This is a genomic window from Limnobacter sp. SAORIC-690, assembly GCF_002954425.1.
GTDB classification, from domain to species: Bacteria; Pseudomonadota; Gammaproteobacteria; order Burkholderiales; family Burkholderiaceae_B; genus Limnobacter; species Limnobacter profundi.
In genome coordinates this window covers 2,277,441-2,295,977 of the sequence record NZ_MQVZ01000001.1, presented here as the reverse complement: position 1 = coordinate 2,295,977, position 18,537 = coordinate 2,277,441, and the positions used below count along the sequence as shown (strand labels likewise).

At 51.8% G+C, this 18,537-nt stretch carries 20 protein-coding genes and 1 tRNA gene; 5 read left to right on the top strand and 16 right to left on the bottom strand.

The window, feature by feature from the left end; genetic code table 11:
- Positions 1-5: 5 nt before the first annotated feature.
- From BSZ31_RS10940 to BSZ31_RS10880, 13 genes are all read right to left on the bottom strand, one after another.
- Positions 6-1,259: an NADH-quinone oxidoreductase subunit D gene (locus tag BSZ31_RS10940; protein WP_105028777.1), complete on the bottom strand. Its 1,254-nt coding sequence runs from the start codon at positions 1,257-1,259 to the stop codon at positions 6-8.
- A 2-nt stretch (positions 1,260-1,261) separates the two neighbouring features.
- The gene (locus BSZ31_RS10935; RefSeq protein ID WP_105028776.1) at positions 1,262-1,873 is read right to left on the bottom strand and encodes an NADH-quinone oxidoreductase subunit C; all 612 of its coding nucleotides are present in this window, start codon (positions 1,871-1,873) and stop codon (positions 1,262-1,264) included.
- 12 nt (positions 1,874-1,885) lie between these two features.
- Positions 1,886-2,362, bottom strand: coding sequence for an NADH-quinone oxidoreductase subunit B family protein (locus tag BSZ31_RS10930; RefSeq protein ID WP_008251188.1), 477 nt, complete (start codon positions 2,360-2,362; stop codon positions 1,886-1,888).
- A gap of 65 nt (positions 2,363-2,427) precedes the next feature.
- A complete protein-coding gene (locus BSZ31_RS10925; protein ID WP_105028775.1) occupies positions 2,428-2,787 on the bottom strand; it encodes an NADH-quinone oxidoreductase subunit A in 360 nt (119 codons plus the stop codon).
- 87 nt (positions 2,788-2,874) lie between these two features.
- Positions 2,875-2,960: transfer RNA gene (locus tag BSZ31_RS10920), tRNA-Leu, on the bottom strand.
- A 34-nt stretch (positions 2,961-2,994) separates the two neighbouring features.
- Complete coding sequence (secG, locus tag BSZ31_RS10915; RefSeq protein ID WP_105028774.1) at positions 2,995-3,357, bottom strand: preprotein translocase subunit SecG; 363 nt, start codon at positions 3,355-3,357, stop codon at positions 2,995-2,997.
- Positions 3,358-3,364: 7 nt separating this feature from the next.
- Positions 3,365-4,150 carry a triose-phosphate isomerase gene (gene tpiA, locus BSZ31_RS10910; protein ID WP_105028773.1) on the bottom strand — a complete coding sequence of 262 codons (786 nt, stop codon included), beginning with the start codon at positions 4,148-4,150 and terminating at the stop codon, positions 3,365-3,367.
- Entirely contained in the window at positions 4,147-5,190 is a 1,044-nt protein-coding gene (locus BSZ31_RS10905; RefSeq protein ID WP_105028772.1) for an NAD(P)H-quinone oxidoreductase, read from the bottom strand. Before BSZ31_RS10905 ends, tpiA begins: the two co-directional genes overlap by 4 nt.
- Entirely contained in the window at positions 5,190-7,334 is a 2,145-nt protein-coding gene (gene pnp, locus BSZ31_RS10900; RefSeq protein WP_105028771.1) for a polyribonucleotide nucleotidyltransferase, read from the bottom strand. Before pnp ends, BSZ31_RS10905 begins: the two co-directional genes overlap by 1 nt.
- A 132-nt stretch (positions 7,335-7,466) precedes the next feature.
- Positions 7,467-7,730 carry a 30S ribosomal protein S15 gene (gene rpsO / locus BSZ31_RS10895; RefSeq protein WP_008251166.1) on the bottom strand — a complete coding sequence of 88 codons (264 nt, stop codon included), beginning with the start codon at positions 7,728-7,730 and terminating at the stop codon, positions 7,467-7,469.
- A gap of 133 nt (positions 7,731-7,863) precedes the next feature.
- Positions 7,864-9,405, bottom strand: coding sequence for a 2-isopropylmalate synthase (locus BSZ31_RS10890; protein WP_105028770.1), 1,542 nt, complete (start codon positions 9,403-9,405; stop codon positions 7,864-7,866).
- 69 nt (positions 9,406-9,474) lie between these two features.
- Entirely contained in the window at positions 9,475-10,293 is an 819-nt protein-coding gene (gene pssA / locus BSZ31_RS10885; protein WP_105028769.1) for a CDP-diacylglycerol--serine O-phosphatidyltransferase, read from the bottom strand.
- Positions 10,294-10,295: 2 nt separating this feature from the next.
- A complete protein-coding gene (locus BSZ31_RS10880) occupies positions 10,296-10,940 on the bottom strand; it encodes a phosphatidylserine decarboxylase (protein WP_008251163.1) in 645 nt (214 codons plus the stop codon).
- Positions 10,941-11,351: 411 nt separating this feature from the next.
- Between BSZ31_RS10880 and BSZ31_RS10875 the strand changes: the two genes are divergently transcribed.
- A complete protein-coding gene (locus tag BSZ31_RS10875) occupies positions 11,352-13,238 on the top strand; it encodes an inositol phosphate phosphatase SopB (RefSeq protein ID WP_168426942.1) in 1,887 nt (628 codons plus the stop codon).
- 66 nt (positions 13,239-13,304) lie between these two features.
- On the opposite strand, the gene ilvC is transcribed toward BSZ31_RS10875, so the two are convergent.
- From ilvC to BSZ31_RS10860, 3 genes are all read right to left on the bottom strand, one after another.
- Positions 13,305-14,321 (bottom strand): ketol-acid reductoisomerase, encoded by a 1,017-nt coding sequence (gene ilvC / locus BSZ31_RS10870; protein WP_105028767.1) that lies wholly within the window; start codon positions 14,319-14,321, stop codon positions 13,305-13,307.
- 83 nt (positions 14,322-14,404) lie between these two features.
- Positions 14,405-14,896 (bottom strand): acetolactate synthase small subunit, encoded by a 492-nt coding sequence (gene ilvN, locus BSZ31_RS10865; RefSeq protein ID WP_105029844.1) that lies wholly within the window; start codon positions 14,894-14,896, stop codon positions 14,405-14,407.
- A gap of 16 nt (positions 14,897-14,912) precedes the next feature.
- A complete protein-coding gene (locus tag BSZ31_RS10860; protein ID WP_105028766.1) occupies positions 14,913-16,625 on the bottom strand; it encodes an acetolactate synthase 3 catalytic subunit in 1,713 nt (570 codons plus the stop codon).
- 39 nt (positions 16,626-16,664) lie between these two features.
- On the opposite strand from BSZ31_RS10860, the gene BSZ31_RS17590 reads away from it, so the two are divergent.
- The 4 genes from BSZ31_RS17590 (at position 16,665) to BSZ31_RS10845 (ending at position 18,501) form a co-directional block, all read left to right on the top strand.
- On the top strand, positions 16,665-16,796 hold the full coding sequence (locus BSZ31_RS17590) for a hypothetical protein (protein ID WP_008251157.1): 132 nt from the start codon (positions 16,665-16,667) through the stop codon (positions 16,794-16,796).
- A 217-nt stretch (positions 16,797-17,013) separates the two neighbouring features.
- Positions 17,014-17,574 carry an RNA polymerase sigma factor gene (locus BSZ31_RS10855; RefSeq protein ID WP_105029843.1) on the top strand — a complete coding sequence of 187 codons (561 nt, stop codon included), beginning with the start codon at positions 17,014-17,016 and terminating at the stop codon, positions 17,572-17,574.
- A complete protein-coding gene (locus BSZ31_RS10850; RefSeq protein WP_105028765.1) occupies positions 17,571-18,059 on the top strand; it encodes a DUF3619 family protein in 489 nt (162 codons plus the stop codon). Before BSZ31_RS10855 ends, BSZ31_RS10850 begins: the two co-directional genes overlap by 4 nt.
- Before the next feature lie 19 nt (positions 18,060-18,078).
- A complete protein-coding gene (locus BSZ31_RS10845) occupies positions 18,079-18,501 on the top strand; it encodes a DUF3106 domain-containing protein (protein WP_105028764.1) in 423 nt (140 codons plus the stop codon).
- Positions 18,502-18,537 lie beyond the last annotated feature (36 nt).

Genomic DNA, 18,537 nt, shown 5'->3' with positions numbered 1-18,537 from the left:
AATCCTTAGCGATCAATTTCACCGAACACGATGTCTTGGGTACCGATGATGGTTACCACGTCAGCCAGCATGTGACCACGAGACATTTCGTCCAATCCTTGCAGGTGTGCAAAGCCCGGCGCGCGAATTTTCAAGCGATAGGGCTTGTTTGCGCCATCTGCGACCAAGTAAATACCAAACTCACCCTTGGGGTGCTCAACCGCTGCATAGGATTCACCCTCTGGCACGTGCATACCTTCGGTGAACAACTTGAAGTGGTGGATCAGTTCTTCCATGTTGGTCTTCATGTCCACACGCTTGGGCGGCGTTACTTTGTGGTTGTCGCTCATTACGGGGCCAGGGTTGACACGCAACCAGTCGATACACTGCTTGATAATTTTGTTCGACTGGCGCATTTCTTCAACGCGCACCAAATAGCGGTCGTAGCAATCGCCGTTCTTGCCCACAGGTATGTCGAAATCCAGACGGTCATATACTTCGTAAGGTTGCTTCTTGCGCAAGTCCCAGGCAATACCAGAGCCTCTCAACATGGGGCCGGTAAAGCCCATGGATAAAGCGCGTTCAGGTGAAACTACACCCACGCCGACCAAACGCTGCTTCCAGATTCGGTTATCCGTCAGCAGGGTTTCGTATTCATCTACGTACTTCGGGAAACGCTGGGTGAAGTCATCCAGAAAATCAAGCAACGAACCTTGACGATTCTTGTTTAGTGCATCCACTTTTTTAGCTGAACGAACCTTGGAAGGTTTGTACTGGGGCATGCGGTCCGGAAGGTCCCGATACACGCCACCGGGGCGGAAATATGCGGCGTGCAAACGTGCACCTGACACTGCCTCGTAGCAGTCCATTAAATCCTCACGTTCACGGAAGGCGTACAGAAACACCGCCATCGCACCCACATCAAGACCGTGAGCACCCAGCCACAGCAGGTGGTTCAGAATGCGGGTGATTTCGTCGAACATCACGCGAATGTATTGCGCGCGAACAGGTACTTCGATGTTCAAGAGCTTTTCAATGGCCATGCAGTAAGCATGCTCGTTGCACATCATGGACACGTAATCAAGGCGGTCCATGTACGGCAGCGATTGAATGAATGTTTTGTGCTCAGCCAGTTTCTCAGTGCCACGGTGCAGCAAACCGATGTGTGGGTCGGCACGTTGCACCACTTCACCATCCAGTTCAAGCACCAAACGCAACACACCGTGTGCGGCGGGGTGCTGGGGACCAAAGTTCAGGGTGTAGTTTTTAATTTCAGCCATGATTATTTCGCTCCACCATATTGAGGTTCGCGAATGATGCGGGGTGTAATTTCACGCGGCTCAATGGTGACGGGTTGGTACACGACACGGCCCAACTCTGGGTCGTATCGCATTTCAACATGACCAGACAAGGGGAAGTCTTTGCGGAACGGATGGCCCACAAAACCATAGTCGGTCAAAATGCGACGCAAGTCGGGGTGCCCCTCGAACACAATGCCGTACAAATCGAACGCCTCGCGCTCATACCAGTTGGCAGAAGACCAAACGTCGATTACCGAGGCAACAGTGGGCAGATCGTCGTCAGGACAGCACACCTTCAGACGCACACGCATGTTTTTGGACACTGACAACAACTGACACACCACCCAGAAGCGCTGGGATTCGTTCAATTCATTGCCATACTCACTGCGGTCAAGGCCACACAGGTCGATCAGCTGTTCAAACTGCAGGTTCTCATGGTCGCGAAGTATCGTGCACGATTCAAAATAGGAATCTGCTTTCACCGTCAGGTTCACTTCACCGAAGGCCACTTTGCATTCAACAATACGATCACCGAGCGCGGCGGTAAGGTCGGCGCTTAACTTTTCCAGGCTCAAAGTTTGGTTCTGTGTCATGAATAGAACCCCTTATCGCGCAATGGTGGAAGTTGTTTTGATCTTGTTCTGCAACTGGAGCAGACCGTACATGAGCGCTTCCGCTGTGGGTGGGCAGCCAGGCACGTACACATCAACGGGTACGATGCGATCACAACCCCGAACCACCGAATACGAATAGTGATAGTAACCACCACCATTGGCACAAGAGCCCATGGATAGGACCCAGCGCGGCTCGGCCATTTGGTCGTATACCTTGCGCAAAGCCGGTGCCATTTTGTTGCACAGCGTGCCTGCAACAATCATGAGATCGGATTGGCGCGGACTGGGGCGGAAAATAATGCCGAAACGGTCCAAGTCGTAGCGACTGGCACCCGCATGCATCATTTCAACAGCACAACACGCCAAACCAAATGTCATCGGCCAAAGCGAACCTGTGCGACCCCAGTTGATCAACTTGTCAGCCGTGGTGGTGATAAAACCTTCGTTTAAAACTCCGTCAATACCCATTTGCTTACTACCTTCACGAAAGTGGGGCGATCAATTGCCCGTAAATAGCCCGCTTATTCGACAACTTATTCCCAGTCCAGCGCACCGCGGGTCCATTCATAAATGAAGCCCACCACCAGAACACCCAGAAAAATCATCATGGCCCAGAAACCGACTGGACCAATTTCCCGATAGGCCACAGCCCAGGGGAAGAGAAAGGCGATTTCGAGATCGAACAGAATAAAAAGAATGGCAACGAGGTAATAGCGCACATCGAATTGCATGCGTGCATCTTCGAAGGCTTCAAAACCGCACTCGTATGGGGAAAGTTTTTGCCCGTCAGGGCGGTGGGGGGCGAGAACTCGACCGACCAGCATGGCACCACCGCCTACACCGATCCCCACAAGGATGAACAAAAACACTGGAAAATAAGACTCTAAATTCACTGTGACTCCCGTGTAAACCCTAATGGCCTTCGATTAGCCCGAAAAAAAGCCGGTCGTTATTTACAAGACCGGCTTTGATTTAAACCTTGGTGCCGACGACGAGACTCGAACTCGTACAGCCTGTGGCCACTACCCCCTCAAGATAGCGTGTCTACCAATTCCACCACGTCGGCATATTGTTGCTGCAATACATTGCTTCGCAACGAATTACTTTGGAATGTCCTGCACGGGCGTTTTTGGCTCAGCCGGCTTGGTCTCCGCAGGGGTTGCCGTTCCCTCTGCTGGAGAAGCCTGAATGGCCTCCATCACACCACCGGATTCTGCTTCGACGCCGGCCCTAGAATAAAAGGCCAAACCCAGTGTGCAAAGCAGAAAGATTGTAGCACAAAAGCCTGTGGCCCGGCTCAAGAAATTCGCCGATCCGGTTGCACCAAACAGGCTGCCGGATGAGCCGCTGCCGAAGGCTGCGCCCATGTCTGCGCCCTTGCCGTGCTGCAGCAAAACAAGAACGATTACGGCGATTGCAGAGATGATCTGCATGACCACCAAGAATGTATTGAAAATGCTCATAAATTATTTAACCTCTCGCGGCGCGTATTATTCCAGAGAAATCATCAGAAGACAAAGCGGCACCACCAATTAGGCCACCATCAATGTCAACTTTTGCAAAAATCTCGCTTGCATTGCCCGGCTTCACACTTCCGCCGTACAAAATTCGGGTGTTCTGAGCCACTTCCGGCCCCAACATGGCATTTAATCGGGCTCGAATCATGGCATGCACCTCTTGCGCCTGTTCGGGACTGGCGGTGACGCCAGTGCCAATTGCCCAAACGGGTTCGTAGGCAATCACCAGGTTCCAGGTGCCGCTTTCAACAAACTTTGAACAACGCTCAACAACCGGGTCCAGCTGAGAGGCAATCACTGCCTCAACCTTCCCCGCTTCTCGTTCTGCAAGCGTTTCACCCACACAAACAATTGGCGTAATACCGCCCTGAATGGCTGCAACCGCCTTCTCGGCCACTGCCACACTGCTTTCAGCGTGGTATTGGCGGCGCTCGGAGTGTCCCACCAGCACCTGCTTCACGCCAAACTCTTTGAGCATGTCCACTGAGACCTCACCAGTGTAAGCACCACCTGGCTTTGCCGACACGTCTTGCGCACCGAAAGTCACACGTTGATCTTCCAATAGCTTGCCGACCTGCGACAGATAAGGAAAAGGACAAAATACGGATACATCAACCTGATCATCAACTTCGGGCAGAAAGCCCAGAACAAGCGCCTCGTTCGAATCGAAGCTGCCATTCATCTTCCAGTTACCAGCCACCAACTTCTTTCTTGAATTTTGTTTGTTTGTCTCGCTCATGTTTGTCCTGATTCCCTTCCTTGATTCTCAATGCAGAGCACAATTTTTCCCAAGGAGTTGCCCGACTCCATCAACAGGTGCGCCTGGGCAACGTCATCAAGTGCGAAAGTGGCTTGAACCAGCGATTTCAGTACTCCAGAGGAAAAACCTTCTCTCAATTCACTTTCAACCTGTCGCGCCAAATCTGCCTTGAACTCAGCAGAACGCGGGCGCAAGGTAGTGCCAGTCAACACCACTTGCTTGGTCATCAACTTTGCCGCATCAATATTTGCAAAACGCCCACCCAAAAGGGCAATTACTATCACCATTCCTTGGGGTTTTGCGCAGCCTAAATCTTTATTCAGGTATTCGCCCGCAACCATGTCGAGAATCAAATCGACACCCTGCTGTTGCGTATCCTGCAATACCAACTGTTCCCAGTCTTGGGTTTTGTACAGGTAGGCTTTCTCAGCCCCCAAACCCAGGCAAAAATCGGCTTTCTCCTGGCTACCAACAGTAACAAGGGTTCGCAACCCGTGTTTCTTGCAAAGCTGGACGGCAGCCGTGCCAATGCCACTGCTGCCCCCATGAATCAATACAGTTTGACCCGCCTTGGCACCACCCTTCATGAACAGGTTTTGCCAAACGGTCATGTACACCTCGGGCAGGCTGGCCGCCTCGGTGAAACTTAAACCTTCCGGTATGTGCATGCATTGCCCTGCAGGCGCGCATGCATATTCCGCGTAACCCCCACCATTGCACAAAGCCATGACGGGGCTACCCAACATGCTTTCAGAGACACCTGCACCCACGGCCACAACCACGCCAGACACTTCCAACCCAAGGTTAGGATTGGCATCAGGGGGCGGCGGGTACAAACCCAGGCGTTGAAGAACATCGGGGCGATTTACCCCGGCGGCCTTAACCTGAATAAGCACCTCACCTGGCTTGGGTGACGGCACCGGTAGCTCGATCAACTCAAGCTGATCTACGCCACCGGGGGCTTTCACACCCACTGCCCTCATGCTAACGGGCAGTTGTTGTAAAAGCGCTGTACTCATCAACCTTCGCTTGAGCCTTCAGATGCTTGCTCAGCAGGCGCTTCAGGAGTCAGCAAGGCTTTCATGGACAAGCGCAAGCGACCTTTTTCATCGGCCTCCAACACCTTAACCTTCACAACCTGGCCTTCTTTCAAGAAATCACCAACCGTGTTCACGCGCTCGTTGGCGATTTGGGAGATGTGCAACAAACCATCTTTGCCTGGCAACACGCTAACAATTGCACCGAAATCGAGCAACTTCAACACAGTGCCTTCATACACAGCGCCAACTTCAACCTCAGCCGTGATGTCTTCAATCAGCTTTTTGGCACGCTCACCAGCATCACCATCAACCGAGGCGATGGTAATAGAACCGTCTTCCTTGATGTCGATGCTTGCACCGGTTTGCTCGGTAATGCCACGAATGGTTGCACCACCTTTGCCAATCACGTCACGGATCTTTTCAGGGTTGATCTTCATGGTGATCATGCGAGGGGCGTAGGCAGACAATTCGCCTACGCTGCCACCTGTGGCCTCTTTCATGATACCCAGAATGTGCATGCGGCCTTCACGGGCCTGCGCCAGCGCAACCTGCATGATCTCTTTGGTGATGCCCTGAATCTTGATGTCCATCTGCAGTGCAGTCACACCATTCTCAGTACCGGCAACCTTGAAGTCCATGTCGCCCAGGTGATCTTCATCACCCAGAATGTCTGTGAGTACCGCAAACTTGTTGTCTTCCTTGATCAGGCCCATGGCAATACCGGCCACCAGCTGTTTCAAGGGAACACCTGCGTCCATCAAAGACAATGCACCACCGCACACAGACGCCATAGAGCTTGAACCATTGGATTCAGTGATTTCTGACACCACGCGCATGGTGTATTGGAAATCTTCAGGCGCGGGCAACATCATTTCAACCGCGCGGCGTGCCAAGCGACCATGACCGATTTCACGACGCTTTGGTGCACCCATGCGACCACATTCGCCAGTGGCGTACGGGGGCATGTTGTAATGGAACATGAAGCGGTCGCGATATTCACCGGCAACCGCATCAATCATTTGTTCGTCACGGCCGGTACCCAAGGTGGTAACTACCAAAGCCTGTGTTTCGCCACGTGTGAACAAAGCGGAACCGTGTGCACGTGGCAATACCCCAGTGCGAACAGTAATGGGGCGCACGGTGCGTGTGTCGCGGCCATCGATACGTGGTTCACCATTCAAAATTTGGCCACGAACAATTTTGGCTTCGAGACCAAACATGACATCGCCAATATCCGCATTGGTGATTGCTGCACGCTGCTCCTCAGTCAACTTGGAAGGCAATTCAGCGGCTACTTCCGCTGAAATTTCCTTCAAGCGCTGGCTACGTGCCTGCTTTTCAGTCATTTTGTAGGCAGCAGCAAGCTTTTCGCCGGCCAACTCGGTAATGGCCGCAACCAAAGGCTCGTTGGCAGGTGCAGCTTTCCAGTCCCATTCAGGCTTGCCAGCTTTGGCAGTCAGCGCGTGAATGGCATTGATTGCGGCTTGCATTTGTTCGTGACCGAACATGATGCCGCCCAGCATGATTTCTTCGGACAACTCGTGAGCTTCAGACTCAACCATCAGCACCGCAGCTTCGGTACCCGCAACGATCAGGTCCATTTTGCTGTCTTTCAACTGTGTGGCCGTGGGGTTCAGCACGTACTGGTCATTGATATAACCCACACGAGCACCGCCCACAGGGCCATTGAAAGGAATGCCGGCGATGGACAGCGCAGCAGACGCACCCAACATGGCGGGAATGTCTGGATTCACTTCGGGGTTAATCGACATGACAGTCAGAGTTACCTGCACTTCATTGAAGAAGCCTTCAGGGAACAGAGGGCGCAATGGACGATCGATCAAGCGTGCATTCAGGGTTTCTTGCTCAGTACCCTTGCCTTCACGCTTGAAGAAACCACCGGGGATACGGCCGGCAGCATAGAATTTTTCAACGTAATCAACAGTCAATGGGAAAAAATCTTGCCCAGGCTTCGCCGACTTGGCTGCCACGACGGTGGCCAATACAACGGTGTCGTCTACAGTAACGATTACAGAGCCACCCGCTTGACGGGCAATTTCACCGGTTTCCAGGGTCACTGTGTGTTGACCGTACTGGAACGTTTCTTTATGAATTTCAAACACTTTGTCTTTTCCTTTTAGTAATCTCGCCGGGCCAATACCCGGATGCGAGAGCCCGTCAGTTTTAAAACACAAATGCCCACAACCGGGGTTGCAGGCATTTGAGTCAAATCAACGGCTTGTAGCAGCGACCAATTACTTGCGTAGACCCAAGCTGCTGATCAGGTTGCGGTAGGCATCTGCGTTTTTGCGCTTGAGGTAATCAAGCAGCTTACGACGACGAGACACCATGCGCAGCAAACCGCGGCGTGAGTGATGGTCTTTGGCGTTGGCCTTGAAGTGATCGGTCAACGAGTTGATTCGGGCTGTCAACAATGCCACTTGAACCTCGGGAGAACCTGTGTCGCCCTTGGCGCGTTGATATTCGGCAAGAATTGCCGCTTTATTGATTTCTGACATCTTTATTACTCCACTTGCGTGAACTTGCAGCCACAATAGCAACCGCAGTTCCGTGTAAAAAGACCACCCCTAATTCAAATTAATTAAAAGGCGGTCACCTGAACCCGTTATTGTAGGGGAAAACTGCTGAAAATCAAACCTGTGGATTCAACTTTTCGTGTTTTGACTGCAATTTATTCAAAGCAGACAGATAAGCCTTGGCTGAGGCAACCACAATGTCGGGATCTGCACCCACGCCATTGACGATTCGCCCACCCTTTTGCAGCCGCATCGTAACCTCGCCCTGCGATTCAGTGGTACCCGAGGTAATGCCGTTGACCGAGAAAAGCAACAATTCAGCACCGCTTTGCACTTCGGCCTCAATGGCTTTTACCGTGGCGTCCACAGGCCCGTTGCCCTGACTTTCAGAGACCACTTCACGGCCATCGATTGAGAACACAACACGCGCTTTGGGGCGCTCACCCGTCTCAGAATGCTGAACCAGAGACACATAACGGTAGTGCTCGGACTCTCCACCTGCGCCGTCACCGGAAACCAGGGCATGAATATCTTCATCAAAAATTTCAGCTTTGCGGTCGGCAAGGTCCTTGAAGCGCTGGAAAGTGTCGTTCAACGCCTGCTCGCTTTCCATTTCAATACCCAAGGCTTCTAGGCGCTGCTTGAAGGCATTGCGACCCGACAGCTTGCCCAACACGATTTTATTGGCAGACCACCCCACATCCTCGGCTGTCATGATTTCATAGGTTTGACGCGCTTTCAGCACACCATCTTGGTGAATACCAGATGCATGGGCAAAGGCATTCGCCCCCACAATGGCTTTGTTGGGCTGAACCACAAAGCCCGTAATGTTGCTGACCAGGCGGCTGGCCGACACAATTTGAGTGGTATCAATACCGACATCCAGATCGAAGAAATCTCGACGGGTTTTAACCGCCATCACAATTTCCTCGAGCGAACAGTTGCCTGCGCGTTCGCCCAGTCCGTTGATGGTGCACTCCACCTGCCGCGCACCACCAATGGCCACGCCCGCCAGGGAGTTGGCCACCGCCATACCCAAATCGTTGTGACAGTGAACGGACCACACCGCCTTGTCGCTGTTGGGCGTCAAGGTGCGCAAGTCGCGCATGAACTCTCCATACAAGGAGGGCACGGCATACCCCACGGTGTCGGGAATATTGATTGTTTTGGCGCCGGCCTTGATGACCGCCTCACAAACCTTGGCAAGGAAAGGCAATTCAGAGCGGTAGCCGTCTTCAGCAGAAAACTCGACATCATCGGTGTATTGCAAGGCCAGCTTCACTGCTTTCACGGCCTGCTCCAGAACCTGGTCGGGCGTCATTCGCAGCTTCACCTCCATGTGCAGGGGCGACGTGGCAATGAAGGTGTGAATGCGGCGGCGCTCGGCGGGTGCCAGCGCGTCACCTGCCCGCGTAATGTCTTTGTCGTTTGCACGGGCCAAAGAACACACGGTGGAGTCTTTGATGACCGATGCAATGGATTTGATGGCTTCGAAATCGCCATTGCTGGAGGCGGCGAAACCGGCCTCTATCACATCAACCTTCAGTTTTTCCAACTGCTTGGCGATGCGGATTTTTTCTTCGCGAGTCATGGATGCGCCAGGGCTTTGTTCGCCGTCGCGCAGGGTGGTATCGAATATGATGAGGCGGTCTGACATGCTGTTCTCCTGATTATGCTCTAAGGATACAACAATGCAGGCTGGCAGCGGTATTGCAGGGAACCCGACTTAAAAATGTTCGTCCCTTTCGATGTCCAGCCCCTTGAGCCCCTGCCCTTTTACTTTCCGCACCACATACACCACATAACCGGAAAGCCCATACAGTACAAAAACGCCGAACAACACCTTGGGGGGATCTTGAGAAACCAAAGCAAATACCAATGGGATCAAGGCGAGCACAAGGAAGGGAACACTGCGGCGGAAATGGAAATCTTTGCCGCTGAAGAACGGAACATTGGACACCATGGTGATCCCGGCGTAGAAGGTAATACCCCAAGCCAGCCAATCCAGCTCGGCTCCAGCCATTTTGGCGTCGTCCATCACCCACACAAACCCGGTCACCAAAGCGGCCGCAGCAGGGCTAGGCAAGCCCTGAAACCAGGCTTTGTCCACCACGGCTGCATTGGTATTGAATCGTGCCAGGCGCAAAGCCGCACCAGCCAGGTAAACGAAAGCGGCAACCCAGCCCAGCTTGCCCATTCCGCTGAGTGACCATTCGTAAATAATGAGCGCGGGTGCCGCGCCAAAGGACACCATGTCCGCCAAACTGTCGTACTCGGCACCGAATGCGCTCTGGGTATTGGTCATTCGGGCAACACGACCATCCAGGCTGTCGAGCACCAAGGCGGCAAAAATGGCCACTGCAGCAGTGGTGAACTGCTGACTCATGGCCATCACAATGCCATAAAAACCGCAAAACAAGGCCGCTGTAGTAAACAGGTTCGGTAGCAAATACACGCCCTTGTGGGGTTTTCCAGCCGGACGGGCCGCACCACTCGAAAAAGCCCTTGGAGCACCAAACCGGTTTTTATTGCGCTTGAATCGCATGATCAGGACACCAACTCGGCCAACACTGTTGAGGACGCAGACACCTTGTCACCGATGGCGACTTTGGGTACGGAATCGGTGGGCAAATACACATCCACGCGGGAACCGAAGCGAATGAAACCATAGCGCTGTCCCTTTTCCACGGTCTCGCTTGGTTTGACGTAACAGAGAATTCGGCGGGCGATCAAACCAGCCACCTGCACAGCAGTGACTGTTGCCCCGCTTTCAGTGTGAATAACAATGGCATTGCGCTCGTTTTGGGTGCTGGCCTTGTCCAGATCTGCATTCACAAACAATCCAGGGAAATAATCCACTGATTTGATCTCACCGCCGATCGGAATTCGATTGGAGTGCACATTGAACACATTCATGAATACGGAAATCTTCAGGGCTTCACGCTGGGCATAAGGGTCTTCCACACGCTCTACGGCCACGATGCGACCGTCGGCTGGTGACACTACCGCGTTCTTCTGGGCAGGAATGTAACGGGGGGGATCACGGAAAAACTGCAATACAAAAATGAACAGAATCCAGGCAAGGACCGACAGGAATGTGAGGCCAAACGACTGGAGTGCAAGCGCCAGGATCGCGACGATTGCCAGGAAAGGCCAACCCTCGCGGGCAATGATGGGATGTGGATAGTTCATGGCTCTTTGTTGAGAATGGTTATGAACCCGATTTTATAAGCCAAAACGACCAAGTGCGGTAAGTTTTGTGCGAATTGACCAATAAGAATCAGAATGAGCCCCCTACAACCCCTTCAAACAAGACCACCTTCGAAATTCGGGTACAGGGCAGGTATCTTGACTATTGAACTTTGGTTCGCGCCCAACCACCTATCATCAGCCCCCCACACAACCGCAAATTGCTCATCAAGTATGCCCCCCCACAATTCAATCCACACACCTCCCCGAAGCCACACGATTTCGCCGAGCGAACAAACCGTCAACCAAGTAAACCATGGCGTGTTTGGAAGCGCTTTGCTTCGCATTTTCAGCCCGCTTGTTCAATTGGTGAAGTTATTGCTTTCGGGCTTTCCTGGATCGATGGCACAAAGTTTGAAATTGTTAACAGCCCAATCGAGAAATGCGCCTGCGGCAGTGCGCAACACACACAAGAAGGATGAAATCACCGAGAACAACGAGAACGAAGCTGATTATTTTAGCGCCTGTAGCGACACCAGCTACATAGACGAGCTCGAGCGAAGCTCATCCGGCGAATCGGTATCCACTGCCGATGCGATAGGTTTCAAACTACTTCACTACCAAGCCGCGCTTGAAGTGGTCAACGAAATACTCAAACACAATTCAAAACCTGATGCCAACATTTCGCTTGAAGAATTCTCCTCGCTAATTGACAGGGCGGCCAGCGCCCTTCGCGAGAAGCAATCGCAGAATATCAGCTTTGACAACACCAGCATCAAGCAAGGCATTGGCGGAAAACACAAGCGGAGCAAGATAACTGATGTTTTCCGGCAATTCAAACGAGAGCAAACGGCGCTGGTTCACGCGGGCACTTGGGGCAGTGGCATCCCGGAGTCGACCCGGCATGTTCACGTACGTACGGCCTTGGCCTCAGTAATCCACGGAAGGTTCCGCAGCCTTGGATTTCGAACAAAAAACATGAGTATTGATGCCTTGGACAAACAGATTTTTGAGCGATACATCGATGTACTTCAGTCGAAAGACTGGAACAACATTTCTGTGTTGCATGATCTGCGTTTTACTGAGCCGCAAAGCAAATTCAAGAATTTGAAATTTTTGACAACCATGACTCCCGCAAAAAACCTGGACAGCGCGCTGACGGAGAGTTATCGACGGGATGGCATCAACGGGGTTTGCAGCTACGCAATTCAAGAAGCACGCCATGCAGTGAACTTGTGGAGAACCAAATTCAGACCATATCCAATTTCAGACACTGACACTGGCTATGTGTTCTCCGGGCTAAGGCATGCCGTGCATGATGCGTATGGCATCAAAATGCCTGATCAGCGAAATGCTGCGAATGATGCACGCGTCAAAGAATTTATTCACGCAAGCTTGCTGGATCACTTGAAGCGGAATGAATTGGATGCCCGCAATATGAACACAGAAGAAGCCATTGAAATCAAGATTGTTTCAGTGAATCTGTTGACTGCCGCTGGCAAAGAAAAAGAGATGATTGAGCAGCAACAGCGTGCATTTGCCAGAGCCAATGGGCAAGAAATGCGGATCCGAATTGCCGATGGACGAGGCCACGAGAAAGAGCTGAAAGTTAAACCAAGTATCTTCACTTTTTGCACACCAGTGAATCATTTGTCGCTGAGCAAAATGGGGAGATTGATCGGTATTTGGCGAACAGCAGACTCAATCAACAAAAAATCAGTCAAACACCTGATTGGCTCCATTGAAAAAAACAAACCAATCGGTGGCCTTGCGGGAGACCAACTGCGAAAGTTGAATGCCGAACTGGCCAACACGGACGGAGCGAGCCCTGCACAAATCAGCAAACGCAAGGTACTGACTGAAAAAATAAGCCTGATCAAAGAATTGGTAAACCAGGTGCGGGAAATTATGCTCAAAGACTTGCACCACGAGGTTGGCAATGAACCTTATAAATTGCCCACACGTCTTTTGGCGCTGAGCAATGAAATTGGCGCTACCCCAGCCTTCAATTGCAAAAGCGGCAAAGACAGGACGGGGCAACTTCACGTTGAAATTCGCGACTTGTACGCGCATTTGAACGCAACTGGTGGACTATTGCGTGAAATCAATGCAAAGCGCCAGGGAATCGCCCAGGAAAATTTTCAGAAACTGTTTTTTGCGGGTGGTGATCGTGAAATACAGGCACTCAATACTGGTGTGGCTGGCAGCAAATCCCAACTGCCCTACTACAACAAACTAATGGGTGTGACGCCACAAACTATTGATGAAATCAAAGGCTTGTCGAAATGGGTGGGCACTTGATGAATAACAAAAAAACCCGCGACACTTTCGCACCGCGGGTTTCTGGCACAGCAATCAATCGGTCGATTAGTTCTTGGACTGATCAACCAACTTGTTCTTGCTGATCCAAGGCATCATTGCGCGCAGCTGGGCACCCACAATTTCAATGGGGTGCTGTGCGTTCAAACGGCGACGCGCTGTCATTTCTGGATAGTTGGTTTTGCCTTCCAGAATGAAACGCTTGGCATATTCACCGTTCTGGATATTGGCCAGACATTCCTTCATGGCTGCGCGAGCCTGGTCTGCGATTACACGTTGGCCTGTTACATACTCACCATATTCCGCGTTGTTGGAAATGGAATAATTCATGTTGGCGATGCCGCCTTCGTACATCAGGTCAACAATCAGCTTCAGCTCGTGCAGGCATTCGAAGTAAGCCATTTCAGGCGCATAACCTGCTTCAACCAAAGTTTCGAAACCAGCTTTTACCAACTCAACCGCACCGCCGCACAACACGGCTTGTTCACCGAACAAATCGGTTTCTGTTTCTTCGCGGAAGTTGGTCTCGATCACGCCACCTTTTGTACCGCCATTCGCTGCAGCATAGGCCAAAGCAATGTCATGCGCGTTGCCGGTTGTGTCTTGGTAAATTGCGATCAGTGAGGGTACACCACCACCTTTCAGGTACTCAGAACGTACTGTGTGACCTGGGCCTTTGGGGGCGATCATGATGACGTCGATATCTGCACGTGGTACAACCTGGTTGTAATGCACGTTGAAACCGTGGGCAAATGCCAAAGCAGCACCAGCCTTGATGTTGGGGGCTACTTCTTTGTTGTACACATCGGGAATGTTTTCGTCAGGCAACAGAATCATGACCACATCCGCTTCTTTCACGGCGTCGGCCACTTCTTTCACTTTCAAGCCCGCGCCTTCGGCTTTGGACCAGGAGGCACCGCCCTTGCGCAGGCCAACAACCACTTCAACGCCTGAATCGCGCAGGTTTTGCGCGTGGGCATGGCCTTGTGAACCGTAACCAATAATGGATACTTTCTTTTTCTGGATCAGGGACAGATCCGCGTCTTTGTCGTAATAAACTTTCATGTCATTTTCCTTTTGATTCAGGTATTTAAATTCATCTTCAAGGCCCAGTTACCAGATTCGTTTGCCTGGGCTGGGCCCACCGTTCAGACGCGAAGAATGCGTTCGCCGCGGCCAATACCGGAGCTGCCCGTGCGGACAGTTTCGAGAATGGCAGTGCGATCGATCGATTCCAGGAAGGCATCCAGCTTGGATTTGTTACCGGTCAACTCGATGGTGTAGCTTTTCTCGGTGACATCAATGATGCGGCCACGGAAGATATCCGCGGTACGCTTCAGCTCTTCACGCTCTTTGCCCACTGCGCGCAATTTTACCAGCATCAGCTCGCGTTCAATATGCGCACCATCACTTAGATCAACCACTTTCACCACTTCAATCAAGCGGTTAAGGTGTTTGGTGATCTGTTCGATAATGTCATCGGATCCCACTGTCACAATGGTCATACGCGACAGTGTTTCGTCTTCGGTGGGGGCCACAGTCAATGTTTCAATGTTGTAGCCACGGGCAGAAAACAAGCCCACCACGCGGGACAACGCACCCGGTTCGTTCTCGAGGAGAACGGAAATAATGTGTCTCATATTTGCCATCTCCTTTTTACAGTTCTTCCGAACCCAGCAGCATTTCGGACAAGCCCTTGCCAGCCTTGACCATGGGCCACACGTTTTCAGTGCGGTCCGTGATGAAGTCCATGAACACCAAACGGTCTTTGTACTTGCCAAAGGCCTCGCGCAATGCCGGTTCTACATCTGACGGCTTGGTGATTTGCATGCCAATGTGGCCATACGCTTCAACCAACTTGACGAAATCTGGCAGTGCATCCATGTAGCTTTCAGAATAGCGTGAGCCATAATCCAGCTGTTGCCACTGGCGAACCATGCCCAGATAGCGGTTGTTCAGGTTCACGATTTTCGGCGTGAAATGGTACTGAAAGCAGGTGGACAATTCCTGAATGTTCATCTGGATGGATGCTTCACCTGTAATACAAGCCACCTGCGCATCGGGGTTGGCCATTTGAACACCCATGGCGTAGGGCAAGCCCACACCCATGGTGCCCAAACCACCGGAGTTGATCCAGCGACGCGGTTTGTCGAAACGATAGTACTGGGCAGCCCACATTTGATGCTGGCCAACGTCGGATGTAACAAAGGCATCGCCGTTGGTCACTTCCCACAACTTTTCAACCACAAACTGGGGTTTGATGAGTTCATCGGATTTGGCGTAGTCCAAGCATTTGCGGCCACGCCATTTCTCAACCTGTTCCCACCAGCCTTGCAGTTTGCCCTGGTCTACTCGCTTGCCGCTTTCTTCCAGCAACTGAATCAAATCAACCAGCACGTCTTTGATGTTGCCAACAATGGGCACATCCACTTTCACGCGCTTGGAAATGGAAGACGGGTCGATATCAATGTGAATGATTTTGCGTGGAATGGATGCAAAATCTTTGGGATTACCGATCACGCGATCGTCAAAACGGGCGCCAACGGCGATCAGTACGTCGCAATTTTGCATGGCCAGGTTGGCCTCATAGGTGCCGTGCATGCCGGGCATACCTACAAACTTTTTGTCGCTGGCTTTGAATGCGCCCAAACCCATCAAGGTATTGGTTGTTGGCGCACCAACCCACTCTACCAAACGAGTCAGTTCAGCAGAGGCATCACCCAAAATAACACCACCGCCGGAATAGATCATGGGGCGCTCGGCTTCCAGAATCATTTGCACGGCTTTTTTGATTTGCCCCTGGTGACCCTTGACCACCGGGTTGTACGAGCGCATTTTGACTGGCTCGGAGTAATCAAACGTGGTTTTGTGAATGGTGATGTCTTTGGGGATATCAACCAGCACAGGGCCTGGACGGCCTGTGCGGGCAATGTAAAACGCTTCTTTCATGACACGTGCCAGGTCTTTCACATCCTTTACAAGGAAGTTGTGCTTGACGCAGGGGCGTGTAATACCCACGGTATCGCATTCCTGGAATGCATCTTGACCGATCGCGTGCGTGGGCACCTGACCAGACAAAATCACCATGGGAATTGAATCCATGTAGGCAGTTGCAATGCCTGTAACAGCATTGGTCAGGCCTGGGCCTGATGTAACGAGACAAACACCCACCTTGTCGCTTGAACGCGAGTAGGCATCGGCTGCATGCACGGCAGCTTGTTCATGACGTACCAGAATGTGTTCGAAACCGTCTTGTTTGAAGATGGCATCGTAGATGTAGAGTACTGCTCCGCCTGGGTAACCGAAAACGTGCTTGACGCCTTCTTCTTCCAGACATTTGACAACGATTTCCGCGCCGGTATATTCCATTTTAAAAAATCCTGACAAAATCCACGGGACATTGGTCGGATGCCGTCCTGGATCGCATTGCCGTGGGGCACAGGCTTTTTGAAAATGAACAACCTTGTGGGTGTGGACATGTCGCAAAGCGCTGGCGATCACAACCCGATTATGTCGGGCAGGTTGGCCATGGGCTTCTGAACCACAAGTTCAGCGCCCTAGCGCGTCTTTCGCTAAAACAACAAGGGTATGCTGATTAACTAGAGACAAAAACAGGTAGAACGAGATCTTAGTGCGAAGCCCGCTGTGGGTCAAGAAAAAAGCTTGTGGCTTTGATATCATGCCGTATTGTTAAATATTGCGAATCATTCTCGCCTCGACCCCCAAACCCTCTGACACCACCTCGACACACACATTTATGGCCAGCACGCGAGAATTAGAGGATTTTTTGAAAGAGGTGTCGCACCGGGCTTATCGCCAGGCATTTTTTGCCGTAAAGAATGAAGAAAGCGCCATGGACCTGGTGCAGGAAAGCATGATGAAGCTTTCTGACAAATACGGCGACAAACCCAAAGAAGAACTGCCAATGCTGTTTACCCGCATTTTGCAGAACACGATTCTGGACCATCATCGCCGCCAGAAGGTTAGAAACACCTGGACAACGCTGTTTTCAAGCTTTCAGAAGAAAGATGAAGAAGATTACGATGTGCTCGAGAACCTTCTCGCACAGGATGAATCCCAGAATGCGAGTGCCCAGGACGAGATTGAACAATCACAGAACATGGCGGCCATCGAAGAAGCCATCGCAAATTTGCCAGAGCGTCAACGTCAGGCATTCATCTTGCGTTATTGGGAAGAGATGGACTTGGCAGAGACGGCAGAGATCATGGGGTGTTCTGAGGGCAGTGTTAAAACGCACTGCTCCAGAGCGACAAAGGCATTGGCACAGGTATTGAAGCAACAGGGGTTTCGGGAATGAATGAAGATCGGCTAACCGCAAATGTAGTAAAAAGGCTACTTGATGAGTCGGCAGGTCAAGTTCCGCCCCACATTCAAGATCGCCTTAAGCTGGCCATCTCCAAATCGGTGCAACTTCATGCCGAGAAACACGGGCAGCATGCCAAGTCCAGACAGCCAAATGCTGGCAAGATTGCCGATTTATTCCAACAGTTCTCAGAATGGTTCAATCGCCCCGCCTTGTCCATGGCGGTGAGTGCCTTGTTCATTGCAGGTGCGGTTTTCGGGGTGGCTCAATTTGGTCTGGAGAACTACGACGCTCGCATTTCTGAAACTGCAGATCTCGACGCCGCGATTTTGTCGGACGACCTTCCACCCGATGCTTATCTGGATCCAGGCTTTATCAATTACGCCACTGAGTTGCAAAAGAACAATGCAATTCCAGCGGAAGACGGAATTGAACAATGGATGGATTCATTACCCGCCGACTTCACCACGTCGATCTAGCATTTAAGGATTCAGGGGCATGATGATGACTAGACTCTATTCCGGATTGATGACCTTGGGCTTGGTTCTGGTGCTTTGCGTTCAGAGCACGGATGCGCTGGCTGCAACGGACTGGTCTGAGCTGTCTGCCAAACAGCAGGAGCTGCTTGCACCACTGAAAAATGACTGGAATTCCATGACCAATGCCCAACAGGAACGCTGGTTAAAGGTTGGCAGGAAGTATGAAAGTGAGCCCGCTGAGCGCCAGGCAATCATGCGTGAACGGGTGAGTACCTGGAGCGAACTAAGCCCGCGGGAAAAAGCGGCGGCCCGTGAAAACTACAAGGCCCTGAAAGAGAAGCGCCAGGGCGAGCGAAATTCAAGCTGGAACAGCTATCAAAGCCTGGATCCGAAACAGCGCGATGAATTCAAGGGAAAAAGCAACAAACCTTCACTGAATTAAAACCCGCATCCATTTGGCTAGCGCGCCAGCGATAAA